Annotated in this window: 13 protein-coding genes; 12 read left to right on the top strand and 1 reads right to left on the bottom strand. The window is 49.2% G+C overall.

Annotated elements, in window-relative coordinates; genetic code table 11:
• Positions 1-4 precede the first annotated feature (4 nt).
• From ACRRS0_RS13695 to ACRRS0_RS13640, 12 genes are all read left to right on the top strand, one after another.
• Complete coding sequence (locus ACRRS0_RS13695; RefSeq protein WP_432452624.1) at positions 5-829, top strand: OmpA family protein; 825 nt, start codon at positions 5-7, stop codon at positions 827-829.
• Between the two features lie 11 nt (positions 830-840).
• Complete coding sequence (locus ACRRS0_RS13690) at positions 841-2970, top strand: SLBB domain-containing protein (RefSeq protein ID WP_432452625.1); 2130 nt, start codon at positions 841-843, stop codon at positions 2968-2970.
• Positions 2967-3665 carry a hypothetical protein gene (locus ACRRS0_RS13685; protein WP_432452626.1) on the top strand — a complete coding sequence of 233 codons (699 nt, stop codon included), beginning with the start codon at positions 2967-2969 and terminating at the stop codon, positions 3663-3665. Before ACRRS0_RS13690 ends, ACRRS0_RS13685 begins: the two co-directional genes overlap by 4 nt.
• A gap of 1 nt (position 3666) precedes the next feature.
• Complete coding sequence (locus ACRRS0_RS13680) at positions 3667-4605, top strand: phosphate/phosphite/phosphonate ABC transporter substrate-binding protein (protein ID WP_432452627.1); 939 nt, start codon at positions 3667-3669, stop codon at positions 4603-4605.
• A gap of 24 nt (positions 4606-4629) precedes the next feature.
• The gene (locus tag ACRRS0_RS13675; RefSeq protein ID WP_432452628.1) at positions 4630-7713 is read left to right on the top strand and encodes a PAS domain S-box protein; all 3084 of its coding nucleotides are present in this window, start codon (positions 4630-4632) and stop codon (positions 7711-7713) included.
• A 21-nt stretch (positions 7714-7734) separates the two neighbouring features.
• Positions 7735-9144 carry a sigma-54-dependent transcriptional regulator gene (locus ACRRS0_RS13670; RefSeq protein WP_432452629.1) on the top strand — a complete coding sequence of 470 codons (1410 nt, stop codon included), beginning with the start codon at positions 7735-7737 and terminating at the stop codon, positions 9142-9144.
• A 751-nt stretch (positions 9145-9895) separates the two neighbouring features.
• Positions 9896-12019 (top strand): LruC domain-containing protein, encoded by a 2124-nt coding sequence (locus ACRRS0_RS13665; protein WP_432452630.1) that lies wholly within the window; start codon positions 9896-9898, stop codon positions 12017-12019.
• Position 12020: 1 nt separating this feature from the next.
• Positions 12021-12572, top strand: a complete 552-nt coding sequence (locus ACRRS0_RS13660) for a hypothetical protein (RefSeq protein ID WP_432452631.1) — start codon at positions 12021-12023, stop codon at positions 12570-12572.
• A 13-nt stretch (positions 12573-12585) separates the two neighbouring features.
• Positions 12586-13644, top strand: a complete 1059-nt coding sequence (locus tag ACRRS0_RS13655; RefSeq protein WP_432452632.1) for a glycosyltransferase family 4 protein — start codon at positions 12586-12588, stop codon at positions 13642-13644.
• 336 nt (positions 13645-13980) lie between these two features.
• Complete coding sequence (locus ACRRS0_RS13650; RefSeq protein ID WP_432452633.1) at positions 13981-14796, top strand: hypothetical protein; 816 nt, start codon at positions 13981-13983, stop codon at positions 14794-14796.
• Between the two features lie 3 nt (positions 14797-14799).
• A complete protein-coding gene (locus ACRRS0_RS13645) occupies positions 14800-15207 on the top strand; it encodes a hypothetical protein (protein ID WP_432452634.1) in 408 nt (135 codons plus the stop codon).
• Positions 15200-15892, top strand: coding sequence for a hypothetical protein (locus ACRRS0_RS13640; protein ID WP_432452635.1), 693 nt, complete (start codon positions 15200-15202; stop codon positions 15890-15892). The genes ACRRS0_RS13645 and ACRRS0_RS13640 overlap by 8 nt, the downstream gene beginning before the upstream one ends.
• Before the next feature lie 92 nt (positions 15893-15984).
• Here ACRRS0_RS13640 and ACRRS0_RS13635 read toward each other — a convergent pair whose 3' ends face one another.
• Positions 15985-16215, bottom strand: coding sequence for a DUF2798 domain-containing protein (locus ACRRS0_RS13635; RefSeq protein ID WP_432452636.1), 231 nt, complete (start codon positions 16213-16215; stop codon positions 15985-15987).
• Positions 16216-16236: the final 21 nt, after the last annotated feature.

Raw genomic sequence — 16236 nt, 5'->3', positions numbered from 1 at the left:
TGCCATGCGTTGTATTGTGATAGGTCTGTTGTTATTGATTGGCTCGGGTTGTAGTTCTTGGCCAAAGCAGGGTCGAGGCGGTTTTGCTGAGCACCAGTTGAGTATTTTAGCTTGGTTAGATGGTAGTAGCGGCAGTCTCCAGCAGAGTGAAATTGGTCCGGAACACGGCTTGCAGTTTGAGTCAATACTGACCAAACACCAGCTCGACTTACTGGTTTTGGAAGGTGCTGAACTGTGTTTCCCAGCCTCAGTGGCACAGGCGCGCAGTCAGCAACAACGGATCATTCGGGAACTGGAAGGTGGTTTAACCCTAGATGCCGCCAATGACTTAGAAATACAGCAGCATTTTCTCGCAATGTTAGAGCAGCGGCTCGACCGAGTCTTACAAAGTGGCGCTTGTCAAACTGATAGTTTTGGGCAGATCCAGTCATCGCGGCTCATGGTGAGCATTAGTGATGCGCTAAACAGTAACAACCAGTTTGCCTTCGATTCCAGCGAACTTACACCAGCTTATCGCGATCAGCTCAGCCGTTTAACGCCAATCATTGTTGCTAGCAAGTTATCGCTGATGATCACCGGACACAGTGATAGCAAGGGCGATCAGGCTTATAAGCAAGATTTGTCTTTGGCACGAGCGCAACGAGTGGCCGACTACATGGTGGAGTTAGGCATGCCGCAATCGTTGATTAAGCTACAAGCCGCCGCCGATTCTCAGCCCTACTTTACTGGCGATAGCGATGAGGTTCGCCATTCTAACCGACGTGTCACCGTGAGTCTGATTGACTCCTATCCTAGCAACGCCATGCCGCGTTTTGCTGCCGCAGAATAAGGAATCGCATTATGAAAATTAGCAAAATTCCATTTCCCGCTTGGATGCTCATTGGTTTAGTGATCAATATGTTCATGATATTCGAAGCCAATGCTGCCAATCCTCAAGTACAACCTGGCGATGTGGTTCGAATTGTTCTCCCGGGCGAAACCTCCCTAGACAAACGTTTTGAGGTGGATCGCAATGGTCGGTTGATACTGCCTGAAGTGGGACCAATCATGGTGTCCGGTTTTACCGAAGCACAAATGCAACAAAAAATTAAGCGAGAATTGTCCAACGCTTACCGAGATTTGGCTGGTTTGCGAGTATTGCTACAGGAGCGTCGAATTCGGATTAGTGTATTGGGCTTTGTTGATAAACCAGGTGAAGTGGTTCTTGCTGAAGGCGCTGGGGTGCAGATGGCGATTCAAGCGGCTGGTGGCTTACGGGCTGGTGCTCAGCTAGATCGCTTGCAACTCCGCCGGGCTAGTTTTAGTCAGCCGCAGGTATTTAACTACAAACAATATCTCGATTCGGGCGATTTGGCTGCGTTGCCTCGCTTGCATTCGCTCGATGTATTATTTGTTCCTGCATCGCCGAAAATTGGCAATGTGGCGGTGGATTTTGATCCGAATAGTTTGAACGACAATGGTGATGCCGCTGAAGACCGCACCGCGGTTAAAGTATTTGGCGAGGTTTATAATCCAGGGAGTTTTTCTTATAAAAGTTCAGCTAATTTAGTGGATATGTTAATGCGCGCTGGCGGGGTGACTCGTTATGCCAGCGTAGAGCAAATTCGGGTGATTATTGACGGAGAACCTAAGTTATTTAATCTGAAACGCTATCTGGATACCGGCGATAACGATTTGTTGCTGAGCTTAACTGCGGGCACCACCATTTTTGTACCGAAGCAGGAAGAGGAGATTAAAGCGGGCGCGAATACGGTGTATGTGATGGGGGAAGTGTTCAAACCTGGTGCCTACGAAGGCAATCAAGCGGCGGGGTTCTTAGATGTATTAGCGAATGCCGGTGGGCCGAGTCGCTTTGCCGAAACCCGACAAATTCGAATTATTCGTAGCAGTGGCGCGGTAGAACGTTTTGATTTGCAGTCTTTTACCGAAGGTCGCAGTGCTCAGTTGCCTAGAATCATGGCGGGTGACGCGATTTTTGTGCCCGAAAAAACCGATTTAAATGAAAAATCATGGACCAAGGTGTCACCGAACCAAGCGGTAAAAGTGATGGGCGAAGTTAATCGGCCCGGTCGTTTTGAGTGGGCTGACGAAATGAATCTGATGGATCTTTTGGCACATGCCGGCGGCCCAAAACCAAACGCAGACATGGCCAAAATCACCGTATTATTCAGTGATGCTGGTGGCACGACCCGCTCGGTTAACTTTAATTTAAACGCCTACCTTAATGGCGAGATAAACAATCAACAGATGCCGCGGATCGTGGCTGGCACTACTATTATGGTGCCGCAACTACCCGATGACCCAAGTGATAATAAATCGCAGTGGGTGCGCCAAAGTTCGGAAGATTCAATCTATGTATTTGGTCAAGTGGTGGCACCTGGCCGCTATCGTTTTGACCCGAGTATGCACTTTTTAGACATTCTTGCCGCCGCCGATGGTCCTTCAGAGCAGGCTGATATTAGTAATGTACGGATTAGTCATCGTAATGGTAAACATGCGTCGGTATCGAAACTCGATTTAGCTTTGTACTTCGAAACGGGCGATGAGTCGATATTACCCAAGGTGGTTCCTGGTGATTCGATTTATATTCCAGAAAAAAACCGCAATTGGTTGTCTGAAAAGAAGGAGCGCACGGTACGGGTATTAGGTTCCGTTAGTAAGCCGGGTCGTTACCGCTTTAATGATGAGATGACCTTATTAGACCTGTTAGCCGAAGCGGGTGGGATTGATAGCGAGGGCTATCCGCAAAAAATCACCGTGGTGAACCTATCTTGTTGTAAGGATCAGGCGCGAACTTTTGACTTGCTCGAATTTTCTAAAACGGGTGATTTCAGCCTGTTACCGGTGATCCGTGCAGGAGACACCGTATATATTCCATCGCGTGCCGAAAGTGGCTGGGTAAAAGCGCGTCAAGGGCTAGAAGATGTCTTTAGACTGATTTCTGTGAGCGCATTATTGGGGTTCCTATGATTGCATTACCTTCAACTTATCAAGAACTAGAGCGGGTCTATCAACGACTACCGAATCATCAAAATAGTTGCATCGGAGTGAGTGCTGCCCAACCTGGAGAGGGCGTATCAACGTTGGTGGATGCCATCGCTAAACGCGCCGCAGGCGCAGGGCGTTCGGTATTAGTGGTGGACTTTAATTTACATCATCCACGGCGCTTCGATTGCCCCTTATTTGACTTGGGTTGGGACCGAGGTGAAGTGAAAGGAGTGGTGAAAGACCCATCTTCGCTGGTGGATTATTTGCCAGCTCCTCTGGATAAGGCCTCATTACTTAAACTCAAAGAGCCGGGGTATATCGAACAACAGATTGAAGCTTGGAAGCAAGACTATCAATTGATCTTGATTGACACCTCGGCGATCAATCAAAACAACGGCGGTAATGTTTCGGCGCAACGCGCTTTAGCGGCCAGTGATGCCTGCATTTTAACGGTGTTGGCTGGGGTGACCGCCCGGCCAGCATTTCAAACCGCAGTGAACGATTTAAAGCTAGAAGATGTGCGCTTATTGGGGGTTGTGATGAACGATCGCTTTAATCCGAGTTTAAAAGCCGAGTTATTGAGAGAGTCCTCACGAATTACCATATTATTCCCTCGATTTAGTCAATATCTAAGAAGATTTCTTGTTAATTCTCAACTACTTTCAATAAGGGTGTGATATGTTTTCGAATATACAAATCGTCGATGGAGTGACGGAAAACTTGACCAAGCAAAAGCCAGCAGAAAAACCCTTAGTGTTAAAGGGAAAACGGTACTGGGCACAACGTAAGGTTCAGCTTAAAGCGACCCTATTATTACTGTGTCTGCTGTTAGTTGTGCTGTTTTCTTTAAATGCACAAGCGGTACAAAAAACTTACTCTTTTGGTATTGTGCCGCAGCAATCAGCGACTCGTTTGGTAGAGCAATGGGGGCCGTTGCTGGATGCGGTGAGTCTTGCCAGTGGCTATCCCTTAACGTTTAAAACCGCGCCGAGCATTCCTGAATTTGAGCAACGCTTAGCTAACGGCGACTATGATTTTGCTTATATGAATCCCTACCATTATCAGGTGTTTTCAGCCAATCCTGGTTATCAAGCCTTGGCTAAATCAAAGGATAAAACGCTGCAGGGGATCCTGGTGGTGAGGGCCGATAGTGAGATCCAAAATATTGCGCAATTATCGGGCGACTCCTTGGCTTTCCCTGCACCGCAAGCTTTCGCTGCCAGTGTGGTGATAAGAGGTTATTTAGCTCAACAACAATTAGACTTCAAGTCGAAGTATGTGGGCTCTCACGATTCGGTTTATCGGGCGGTTGCTGCGGGTTTATATCCGGCAGGTGGCGGTATTCCTCGAACCTTTGCCAGCATCGATCCAGAAATTTCAAAACAGTTGAGGATCCTTTGGACGTCAGCTGGTTTTACTCCCCACGCCATCGCTGTTCATCCGCGAGTGGCTCCGGCGGTCAGTTCCGCAGTACAGCAAGCGCTGATAGGGCTCGCTGAACAACCGGATGATCAACTCTTACTCGCCGAATTGAATATCGACGGTTTTGTCAGTGCTAAGGACCAAGATTGGGATGACGTACGCCAACTAAATATTGGAACCCCTATCACTAAATAGCGTGACTTGAGGAATAAAATTGCGATGGCATTGAGCTTTAAAGCAAAAACCGTATTAGGGGTCGCCTTAATCGAATCAGTGCTATTAGCGATTTTGGTATATAGCAGCATTGGTTGGCTCTACGACTCCAATGAGATGCAAGTTGAACAACATGGGCGAATGATGTCCACTTTGTTCGCCTCAAGTACTAAAAATGCGCTGATCACCACAGATATCGCTACCCTCGATAGCCTTGCCTCAGAATTCGCTTCGCAGAGTGATGTGGCCTATGTGATTATTCGCGATGAGCAGCAGCGCGTTTTGGCTCAGTCGGGGGCCGATCCCAATGAAGACCCAGCCAATAATCCTGAACTGGGAGACCATGTCCACAAGGTATTTAATACTCACATTGAAGTCATGGCCGCCAATCACTTATACGGTGAAATTGATGTGGGCATTTATGACCATGGTCTGCATGGTTTGATTAGTGAAGCGAGTTCATTTGGGGTTGGCATTGCGGTATTGGAAATTGCGTTAGTGGCGTTATTTTCCTTTTTGTTGGGGACCTATTTAACGCGCCAGTTGGGTGGCTTACGGGATGCCGCAAAAACCATTGCTCAGGTGGGGCCAGGTTTTCAATTGGCGGTCAAAGGTCATGATGAGATTTCTGAAGTTGCCAGTGCCTTCAATAAGATGTCGGCAGCCTTGGAGCAATCTCATCTTGAGTTTAAGCAAGCTATTAATGTGCAGCAGCAACTGGCCTTGGAATTAGAGAAGAATCAGTCGATGCTAAGCGCGACCATCGCCTCGGCGATGGACGCAGTGATCACCACCGACCGCTATGGTTACGTGCTGGAATTTAGCCAGAGTGCCGAGCGGATGTTTGGCTATAGCCGTGATGAGATGCTTGGCCAAGAGCTGGCGGAATTTATTGTACCGAAGGCTTTTCGTGAGGCGCATCGCAAGGGTATGCAGCATTTTCGAGAAAGCGGTGAAGCGCCAGTACTTGGCCAGCGTTTAGAGTTGCCAGCCTTGCATAAAGAGGGACATGAGTTTTTGGCTGAGTTGACCATCAGTGCGGTGGAGCTGGGCGATAACACTATTTTTACTGCCTTTATGCGGGATATTTCCGACAAGAAACGGACTGAGCAAGAGTTGCAACTGGCCGCGTGTGCCTTCGATGCTAATGAAGCGATATTTATGACCGATCGGTACTCTAAGATTGTTCGCGTGAATAAAGCTTTTACTCATATTACCGGTTATTCGGCCGAGGAAGCGATTGGACAACAACCTTCTTTATTAAGCTCTGGTCAGCATGACAAGGCTTTCTTTGAACAGATGTGGCAGGGGATCCGCGAACAGGGAGAGTGGTCTGGTGAAATTGTCAATCGACGTAAAAATGGTGAATTATTACCAGAGTGGTTAAGCATATCCTCAGTCAAAGATAGCCAAGGAAAACCAAGCCATTATGTCGCACATTTTACCGATCTGAGTGAACAAAAAGCGGTTGAACAGTCTCTGGAAAGAGCGAAACACGATGCCGAAGCTGCCAGCCTTGCCAAGAGCCGTTTTTTAGCAAGCATGAGTCACGAAATTCGCACTCCTTTGAATGCTATTATCAATATGTATCAGATCTTGAAGGAAACAGAGTTGAGTGCGGAACAGCAAAGTTTCGTGGATGTTGGTCATGAAGCTGGCCATACTCTGATGGCCTTAGTGAACAATGTCTTAGATTTCTCCAAAATTGAAGCGGGCCAATTAGACTTCAATAACGAATGGTTTTCTCCGGTGAAGGTGCTGCAAAGCATCGTTAAATTGTTTAGTACCACCGCGGCACAAAAATCTCTCAGCTTTAAACTCGATGTTGACTCACAGGTTATGTCGGAATACTTCGGTGAACCCCTGCGTTTTCGTCAAATTGTATTTAACTTAATGGGTAACGCGATTAAATTCACCCAGCAAGGCGGGGTGAGTCTGGCTTTACACCGCAGCCAGCATAAGGGCTTAGTATTGCAGGTAAAAGATACTGGGATCGGGATTAGTGACGAAGACAAAGCACGTTTGTTTGAAGAGTTTTATCAAGTAGAGAGTGGTTCAACCAAGCGTTATTCGGGAACTGGATTGGGGTTGGCGATTAGCTTACAGTTGGTTGAGAAAATGGGCGGGCAGATCTCCGTGGAAAGTCAGCTTGGGGAGGGCACCACTTTTTGTGTTGAGTTTCCTTTCAAAGGTCGCGCGGCGCCTGCGGTTCAGCTCGAAGATGTATTGGATCCGCACCAGCATTTAGATGCACTCACCGCCAGAGTCTTGTTAGTGGAAGATAGCGCGATGAACCGCACCGTGGTAAGCCAAGTGCTCAAAGATGTGGTGCAGCAACTTGATTGTGCTGAAAATGGTCAATTAGCGGTAGAGCGATGCCAACAGCAGCACTTCGATGTGATTTTAATGGATATGGCAATGCCGGTGATGGATGGTGTTAGTGCAACGCGGGAGATTCGTAATCACGCTGGACTCAACCAAAATACACCGATTATTGCGATGACCGCCAATGCCTTTGCCGAAGACAAACAAGCTTGTTTTAGCGCAGGTATGAATGATTTTATCACTAAGCCTATCGACATTGCCTTACTTCGGGCTAAACTAATCCAATGGTTTCATGCTTCAAAGCTCGAAGCGGATAAGGTTAAGCCTTCTGCGTGCACGGTGGAGCAGCCCCTTGCATTATTAAATCAAGACCAGCAAAGCGATACTGCGCTTCAGCCTGAGAGCGATCCTATTTTGCCAATGATCGATTTTAAGGTTTTGGATCAACTGGTTAAAGATGCGGGGATGGAGGCTTTGCCTGTGATGTTGTCGCTGCTCTATCAGGAAACCGAGCAGCAAGCGCTTGCCATTAAAGAGGCGTTTGCCGGACAGCAGTTTGAGCAGTTGGCGCTGGCGGCACATACCATGAAGGGCAACCTCGCAACCTTTGGTGGAGAAAAAGTACGCCAGTTAGCATTAGCTATTGAATTGGCCGCCAAGGCCGGCGATGCGGCAAGTTTAAAAGCGCCTGTCGCCGAGCTTGATGCGGTGCTTGGCGCAACCATGAATGCGATTAAACAATATGAACAAAACTTAGCAAGTTGAGGACGGTACATGGGAAGTGATATGAAAGCCTCGGTTTTGTTGGTGGAAGACAGTGCCACACTGGCCGCCACCTATCAGGCTTATCTCAGTAAAGACGAGCTTAAACTTGAACGAGTCGCCACTGGTGGTGCAGCTATCGAATTTCTTTCTAAGCAATCGGTGCAGGTCATGTTGCTTGACCTCAATCTTCCCGATATGAGTGGCATGCAGGTTTTAGAATGGATGGTAGAGCGCAGCCTGCCAACTTCGGTGATTATTATTACCGCCTACGGCTCGGTCGATGTGGCGGTCGATTCGATGCGTTTGGGGGTGGTGGACTTTATCGAAAAACCCTTCGACGCCAGTCGCTTGCGGGTAACGGTAAACAATGCGCTGAAATTACATAAACTAAAATCCTTAGTCGAGGACTATCAGGCGGACGCTGGGCGTGAGCGTTTCCATGGCTTTATTGGTGGCAGCTTGGCGATGCAGAATGTCTATCGAATGATTGAAGCGGTGGCCGCCAGTAAGGCAACGGTGTTTATTACTGGCGAAAGTGGCACCGGTAAAGAGGTTTGCGCCGAGGCCATCCATCAACAGGGACAGCGGGCCGATAAACCTTTTATTGCCCTTAATTGCGGTGCTATTCCTAAAGATCTCATGGAAAGCGAGATCTTCGGTCATGTGAAAGGTGCTTTTACTGGTGCCTCTTCGGCCCGGCAAGGGGCAGCTGCGCAGGCTAATGGTGGCACCCTGTTTCTCGATGAAATCGGTGAAATGGACATGGATCTGCAAACCAAGTTATTAAGATTTGTGCAGACCGGTCGTTTTCAAAAAGTGGGTGGCAGTCAGGAAGAGCAGGTTGATGTGCGCTTCTTGTGTGCGACCAATCGCGATCCCTGGGAAGAGGTGCAAGCGGGTCGGTTTCGGGAAGATTTGTATTACCGTTTATATGTGGTGCCGATCCACTTACCGCCACTGCGTGACCGGGGTCTGGATGTACCAGCTATTGCGCAACAGTTTTTGCGCCGCTATGCCAAGGAAGAAGGCAAGCAATTTCGACGTTTTTCCAGCTTAAGCGCGACCATCATCAGCAATTATGATTGGCCGGGTAATGTTCGGCAGCTACAAAATGTGATCCGCAATATTTGCGTATTGCACGATGGTAAAGAAGTATTAGCCAGCCAGTTGCCGCCGCCGCTGAATCAATTAATTCCGGAAGGCGCGATTGGTGCCGATGGTCGCCATGCGGAGGAAGTGGCGACCAGTGAACCATCGAGCAATCATGGCAGCCAGTACCAAATACAGCCGCTGTGGATCACCGAAAAAGAGGCGATTGAGCATGCCATCGCTCATTGTGATGGCAATATCCCCAAAGCCGCAGAGCTGTTAGATGTGAGTCCATCCACCATTTACCGTAAAAAACAGACTTGGGATGAGGCCGAGCTTTAAGCCTCGATGGTATTTTAATAAAGCTTGATGGTTCAATTCTGCGGCTCGCTCATGGGGCCGCAATGTCGAAGGCTTATACCAATCTAAGGAATTATCTATTCATTCTTACTCGCCTAAATTACCGCTAAGCGATGGATGTATATGGTAATTATAGTCACGGGTGACTGCGCTTCATTGCTCGTTATTGGCAGATTTATTCTGCGCCATAACTTGCTCACATAATGAATTAGATTGGTATTAAGGCCCTATTCTCAACTCTAGCTTTCTGCGCCTAAGGTCTTAGGTTTAAGGCCCAAGGAAGTCCCCATATTTAATTCTACCTTCTAGCGCTTAAGGCTCAGACTCAAGGAGTCCCCACTTTTATTTTAGTTGCCAGCGCCCAAGGTCTAAGGTTTAGGGTTCAGGGAAGCCCCACGTTTAATTCTAACTTCTAACTTCTAACTTCTAACTTCTAGCTTCTAGCGCTTAAGGCTTAAGGAAGGCCTCAGTGTTAATTTGGGTCTATAAGGCTTAACGCTTGGACTCGACTTAAGCTTGGTTTGGCTGTTTAATTCCGCTTAAATCGTCGTCAAATGGCCAAGCAAGTTTCAGCTATGCTGGTTTTTGCAGTTTGCGAATCTACCTTCAGGCTAACTGAATATTGTTTTATAAATCCGAGTAATATCTAGTTAAATCAGGTCATTATGGATCTGGCTTGGCTTTTGCTATCCAAGGGCTATCGGTATCTCACTCAGCACAGACAGGATGGATTATGAAACCTTGGAAACCTCTCGCCTTGGCCTTGCTCTGCTCACCAATGAGTAGCTATGGGGCGGCATTCTCAACTTGCCCGACGCAGGCATTTTTAGTGCAGCAAAACGTTGCACAGCTCTTTGGTGTGAATTTAGCCACTGGTCATTACCAAACCCTCTCTTCTGATATGGGGACCAGCGGCAAACTAAACGCTATCGGTTTTAACCTGCATGACGATCACCTCTACGCCTGGAGTTACCAACATCAAACGCTGGCCAAAATTGGTGACGACTATCAGCTGCAGCCGCTCAGTCTGAATTGGAATGGCATCGATAGTCAGGTGAATTTTTATGTGGGAGATGTGGCGGTGGATGAAAACGCCCACTATTTGTATCGCAGTGGGGGGGATCGTGGTCTGTACCGGGTGTCTTTAGCCCCCAATGAGGCTGACTATTTGAATATGCAACGGATCGTTGATGGGGCCGCGCTAAACCTGCGGATCTTTGATATGGCCTTTCATCCCGACAACGGCATGCTGTATAGCGTTGATAATAAGGGGGTGTTATGGCGGATTGATCCCAACGATGGTAGCAGCCAGTCGTTAGCAACGGTCGGCCAAACTGGCACCTTTGGCGCGGTGTATTTTGATGTAGACGGTAATCTCTACATTAGCCGTAATAGTGATGGTTTAATTTTTCAAATCGACATTAGTGCAGCACAGCCTACCGCACTGCGATATGCCCAGGGCCCCGCTTCGAGTAATAACGATGGTGCGCGTTGCGCCATCGCACCAATTGTCGCGGAAGATGATGCCAACATCGACTTTGGCGATGCACCGTCAAGTTTTGGCACCCGTTTGGCCGAAAACGGCGCCAGACACCAGTTGGTGGCTGACGGCATTCGCCTCGGTCAGCGGGTGGATGGGGAAATGGATGCCTATGTTTATCCGGCCAGCGATGACAGTTCTCGTTTGTTGGATGATGAAGACGGCATCGCCTTTGTTACCGCTTTGCAGGTGGGTTTAGATTTTGTACTGCAAGTGGATAGTTCTGGCGAAGGCTATTTGAATGGCTGGATCGATCTCAATGGGAACGGTGTATTTGACGCTCAAGAGCAGATCTTGAATGACCAAGCGGTGGATCCCGGTGTTCAGTCTTTGTTGGTCTCTATCCCCGAAGGCTATACCAGTGGCGAGCGTTGGGCTCGTTTTAGAGTTAGCTCGGTCGCTGGGGTGCAAGCCACCGGCGGGGCGCCGGACGGAGAGGTAGAAGATTATCAAATTTATGTGGGGGATGCGGCGACTCAGGTGAGTTACTACCCCAGTGCCGATGGCTATGCCACGGTTGCCTTTGAAGACAACTGGCCCGCAGCGGGCGACTACGATCTGAACGATTTAGTGGTGAATTTGCAAACCAAAGTGCTTAGCTTTAACAATGCAGAGGTCGCCCGTATTGAGTTGCAGGGTGAGGTGCGGGCGGTGGGTGCCAGCTTCCACAATGGTTTTGCCATTCGTATTCCGGGCCTCGCTAAAAGTTTGCTCGACAGGGCTACCATCCGTTTTGAAATCAATGGCGAGCTGCAAGCACACAGCGTAATTGACGAAGCCAGTGATGAGATTGTGGCGATTATTGCGAGTGATGTGCGCCAGTACATTAATCCGCAAAATCAATGTGATTTTTACAAAACTCAAAGCGATTGTGAAGGGGCGGGGCAGCTCCATTTTAAAGTGCATTTACCCTTGCTTGAAGGGCTTGATTTGGCGAGCCTGCCAAGTGCGCCGTTTGACCCTTTTATTTTTGCTACCGAACATTCCCGCGAGCCCTATTTTAGTGACTCGCCAGCGCGTGGTTTAGAAGTGCATGTGAAAAATCAAAGCCCAAGTACCCAAGCCAGCGATAGCCTTTGGGGAAGTTTCGATGACAGTTCAAATCCATCTTCGGGCAGTTATTACCAAACTGCTAATGGCCTGCCCTGGGCGATTATTGTGCCCTATAACTGGCAGTATCCCTTCGAGCGAGTCAGCGTTGCCGATGCCTATCCACAGTTTTTGCAATATGCACAAAGCGAAGGTTTAGAAAGTGGTGACTGGTACTTATTAGAAAATGCGCGTAGCGAGTTAATTTATCAACAAGAGGGGAAGTAACATGACAGGCTTTACACAAATCACAAACCGACTGTTTTATAGCTCAATCTTGGCGACCAGTTTACTAATGGTGGGCTGTGGTGGTGGCGGTGACAGCGCCCCTGCAAATAATCAGAATAACGAGCAGCCCGCAGCGCCGATTGAACCTGCACCAGTAGAGCAGCCATCAATCGTCGAGCCACCGGCGCCCAGCCCAGAACCTGCGCCTGTGGTGAGTAGCCTTGAGCAGCTCCAGGTTGCCGAGAGTTTTAGTTTTGTTAATCAGCAGCAGCGGCAGCTGAACATTCGATACCCCTATTCGCAAGGCGAGCGTGCTTATCTAAATATTTGCACTCACTGGAAAAATGCCGACAGTGGCAGCATAGAATACAGCTCTTGTTTATGGCGAGGCCAAATCAGCGCTTCGCAAATGGCGCTGCAATTGACCGTACCGGCCCATGCTTCGCTGTTAATTGCCGAAATATGGCAGTTGTCTTCGGGAAATGTGAGCAGCGTTCAGCAGCAGCTGAGCTTGGCTGAGTTTGGGACACAAACCCTGACTTTTAACTTTTAATTGAGTCGCGCCGATGCAAACTTATCGAAGCAGTGATACTCCCCCGCAAACTCAGGCGATTTGGCTGTTTATCGACAGCCAAACGGTTGGCGGGATTGAAAGCCACGTGGTCAATTTAGCTCAGGCTTTGGCCAAGCGCAGGCATCCGGTTTGTGTGGTATTGTGGCGCGCCTATCAACCAGACCATCCGATGCTGGCCCAGCTTAATCAGCATCAGGTGGCTTGGCTGGTGTTGGATGGTTCGATACGAACACTGCGCCGAGCGTTGAATGATTATTCGCCTTGTGTGGTGCATAGTCATGGCTACAAGGCCAGTATTGTTGCTCGCTTGGTGCGTCTGTTTCAGCCCATCAGGTTGGTGTCCAGTTTTCATGCGGGTGAAGCCTGCCAGGGTCGTTTAGCGCTGTATGATTTTGCTGATCGCTATAGCGCGTGGCTGTCGCAGCAACGCATTGCGGTGAGCCAGTCAATCGCCAGCCGGGTGGCGGCGTCTTGTCAAGTCATCAATAACTTTGTTGAGTTACCCGCAGCAAGGGCCAGCCTGGCAAGCGTGAATCGCAGCCCGACCATCGCTTTGGTTGGGCGCTTAACTCAGGTGAAAGGTCCCGATCGTTTCTATGACTTGGCCAAGGCGCTGCCGCAGTTTGATTTTGCGGTGTATGGGGAAGGCGACTGGTTTGAACAGGCAAATCTCCCCCCTTTAGCAAACCTCGTCTTTCATGGCCGAAAATCTTCCATGAGCAATCATTGGGCGAATATCGACTTATTGTGCATGCCATCGCGCCACGAAGGTTTACCCTTAGCGGCGCTCGAAGCCATGGCGCGGGGGATCCCGGTGATGGCCACCAATGTGGGCGCCTTGGGTCAGTTAATCCAACATCGGGTGAATGGTTTCCTATTTGAGCAATTTCAGCGCAGCCAATGGCGGGATTGTTTGCTGGAGTGGCAGCATAGCACCCAGCTACAGCACGCGTTGAGCGCTCGGGCGAGGCTAACCGTGGCACAGCATTATTCTGCAGAGGCAGTATTGCCGCAATTTGAAGCTCTCTATCGGCAGCTCAGGCAAAGCTAAAACCGCCAGTGATGCTTGGTTTGAGCAGCTTGCGGGGTCAAATGTTTGCTGGAGTGGCAGCATAGCACTTAGCTACAGCATGCGTTGAGCGCTCGGGCGAGGCAAACTGTAGTGGCACAGCATTATTCTGCAGAGGCAGTATTGCCGCAATTTGAAGCTCTCTATCGGCAGCTCTGGCAAAGCTAAAACGGCCAGTGACGCTTGGTGTGAGCAGCTTGCGGGGTCAAATCAATGCAAGCTTAGTGCTCTGTCTTTATGATTAGTGTTTGAGGCCGCCGTTGGCTTTAGTCAGCCCAAATCAGGGTTTCATGGAGCGTGAGTGAATAAGGAACCGCGGTGAGTCTGATACAGAGTCAAGCAAATCTTCTCAAACAAGCCGCATATCTGCTCAAAGATATTGAAGCCGAGTTACATTTTCGTGCGCCATATTCTTCCAAACTAAAGCCAATCCGCGAGCTGCTGCAATGGCTCAAAGATGGCCAGCCAGTGGGGTGTTTTCGCCATCAATACGGGTCGGAGCAAGCCGATGCTGCAGCGGACGAGCATTTCGAGTTGAGTGATAACCTCACGATTGACGATTGCTTGGAGCCAGACGCCTTTTGGCAGGCACCACTGGCTCAGTTGCTGGCGGAGTCGGCATTATGTGAAAGCATCATGCTCAAGCTGAGCCAAGGTCAAGCGCAAGAGCTTATTTATAATCCCTTGATCTACGAAGCCGGCAAACCGTTTTTTTTCATCCTGAGTAAAACTCGGGAGCCACAGGCACTGGCTGCCTTTGTGCAGCTGTTCTGTCACTATCTGCGCTACAACGAGCAACTCGATTGGCAACAAATTCAGCCGAATAATGTGCAGGATTTAATGTGCAGCATCGTCATCCCCAGTCTGGCGAAGTTTCGCGAAAGTATGATTAGTGAGGTGATAGTTATGGATGAAACCCATTGGCATAGTGCGGTGGCGCTTGAAAATATCTTGCAACATGCTTCAGATCCCGAGGTCGGCATTTGGCTGGACGGGCTGAAGCTGAGCGTGGATGAAAACTACATGCCACCCATCGATAACTGGATCCTCAATGCGCTGCAGCTGCAGCCGGATGGTGATAATCCGCTGCAATTTTTTGAAACGCCGCAACAATACGTGTTATTTGGGAGTTAAATCATGAACGCTTGTTTATGCAGTGGATTGCTGGTGGCCTTACTTAGCGTGGCAAGCTGGCCGTTGTCGGCCGCCGATACCCAGCTGTTACGTCATGTTCAAGGGCTGAGCCGAGATTACTATTACCTGAATATCGAGTCGCCGGCCCAGCCCTTTCAGGTTCAGGATATTGTGGGGGGCGAGCACGAAAACCAATACTTCATCCTTGGTTTTGCGGGCGATCAATTCTCGATTGCCATCGATTCACTGGAGGGGGACGCTGGCTACTCGCTTGGAGGTGAGGGCTACCAAGCTCAACAACAGGCGGAGGGAGACCATGTGCTGGTGGAACAGCCGCACACTTGGATCAGGATTCAGGTGTCGGCCCATCCCTATGCCGAATATCGTTTAAGGGTGAAAAAATATGAATGAGCAAAACCCCGGGCAAGCCGCTGCCAGTGCGCAAATCGCGGCGCTGTTGGAGCTACTTCCCACCCTTAAAGCCGAGCTACGGTTTGCCGGTTGTGAGCTGGGGGCTCCCTTATTCAGGCGGATCGAGCAAATGCTGAGTGAGCTTAATCAAGCCCAGCGCTCGGCCATGGACTCGCGGTTTGCCAGTACCGCCGAGATTGAAGATCCGGTGGCCCACTTGCAGCAGTATCCGTTTTTAGCGCCCGTTTATCACTGCGATGGTCACGGCCATGTACAGGTTCAGCAGCCGCAAAGTCACCAGCCCCATTCCTTAGAAAGCTTATTACAGGCGATTGAAGATAAAAATGACTGGTCACGCTGTTTTTGCATGTTTGAAGCTCAGGATCCGGTCTGGTTAGCAGAGCTCGCCGAGCAGCTAACCAACAGCGCCGCTTACCATACGCAGTGTCAATTGAAACTGAGTGAGTTGCTCAACCAGCGAGCCCAGTTAATTGGCCTGTTGCAGGACGCTGACCAATGGTACTGGGATGCTGAAAATCATCACTTGCTGTTATCACTGATGGCCACCATCGAGAGTTTGTTGGTGGATGACGATAGCGACGAATTGGAACAGGAAATAGAACGCAGCATGCTAAACGCATTGAAACAGCGCCTGGCCGAGCGTTATCAGCAACTCGTGGACTAAATTTAGCTTCTGAGCAGGCGGATGCTGGTTCAATCTCATTCGCCTGCCGGCATGCCAAAAACGCTGTTGTCCTGGCTTGTGAGCAGCCTGCCTCAGGTTTCGCGCGAGGTCGTGAGTTTCAGGGCAATACCAAAGGAAACTTTACTGACCACCAGTGAAAGTAAAAAGGCAATCGGCCAGGCCAGTAGGAAACGCTCGAGCCAGATACTCAGCCATTGTGCGTTAAAGCCTAATTCGATAAAGCTGAAAATGCCGGTCATTAAGAACGCCATCATTAATGAAATGAGGAACTGAGCAATAATAATGGTTTTTGGGTTTTGCATGGTTTCATCCAAGTCATGGAT

This window comes from Agarivorans sp. QJM3NY_29, from assembly GCF_050870835.2.
GTDB lineage: Bacteria > Pseudomonadota > Gammaproteobacteria > Enterobacterales > Celerinatantimonadaceae > Agarivorans.
This window is presented reverse-complemented; position numbering and strand designations above follow the sequence as displayed.